Genomic DNA, 865 nt, shown 5'->3' with positions numbered 1-865 from the left:
ACAAACATCATGAAGATCAGTCCAACCATCTGTGAAAAAATTGATAGTTGCTGTTCGCCTGCATAGTGCTGAAGATCTGTATTTGTAATAAATGATGCAGCAGTATTAAATGCGAGATCTAATGATAATCCTGGTCTTGGTGAAAGTGGAAGACTGTTCTGATATAGAAGTACTGCCATCAGAAAGCCTGCGGCTATGGCATTAGTCACTATCATGGCTAGAAAATATTGTTTCCATGTCATCTGCTCGTATCTATCTATGCCAATTATTTTGTAAAATCCATTCTCTACTCTTCCCAATGTCTTCTCTAATGGTCTTTTTTCATAGACGATCATTCTTGCAATATATCTGCCAAAAATTACAGCTAATCCAAGAGAGCCTATCAGTACAACTAGAAGTATTACAATGTCCACATTAAGTCACTCTTAGGTCCTTTCTTTACAATGTAGGTATTGATCCCATGTTGGATGTGTTTTCCTCAACACTTTCAATTCTACACTTGTATCCATCTGAAATCAGCTATCCACCAAGATGCATGTATATAGATATTTACGTAATTAAATAACGTTTTTAATGGGATATGATGTTACCAAATGACATGTCCAGAGCAACTAGAGAACCACCCTTTGTCCCTGATGAGTTAGACCTAATGATATTGGAACACTTATCAGGTGATGCAAACGTGCAATTCAAACAACTAGCTGAATCACTGAAAGTTGATCAGCGAACTATTGCCAAACGTATAAACCGGATGAAAGAAAATGGTGTGCTAAAAAATAAAATTGAGATAAGCTGGTCACGTATAGGACTTGGAATTGCAGCTTATGTGGGCGCAGAAACAGGTCTTGGAGAAAAGGACTTGGCC

The 865-nt window shown here is 37.6% G+C and carries 2 protein-coding genes; one reads left to right on the top strand and one right to left on the bottom strand.

Annotation, left to right across the window (positions count from 1 at the left end):
- Nucleotides 1–413, bottom strand: a 413-nt coding sequence (locus DYY66_RS06710; RefSeq protein ID WP_218583649.1) for a potassium-transporting ATPase subunit KdpA, incomplete at its 3' end; no start/stop codon positions are given.
- Between the two features lie 185 nt (nt 414–598).
- On the opposite strand from DYY66_RS06710, the gene DYY66_RS06705 reads away from it, so the two are divergent.
- Nucleotides 599–865, top strand: a 267-nt coding sequence (locus DYY66_RS06705) for a winged helix-turn-helix transcriptional regulator (protein ID WP_218583648.1), incomplete at its 3' end; no start/stop codon positions are given.

Origin of the sequence: Candidatus Nitrosotalea sp. FS (assembly GCF_011319475.1) — an archaeon.
Classification (GTDB): Archaea; Thermoproteota; Nitrososphaeria; order Nitrososphaerales; family Nitrosopumilaceae; genus Nitrosotalea.
Note: the sequence above shows the minus strand (reverse complement) of the source record. Positions and strands in the feature narration are given on the sequence as shown.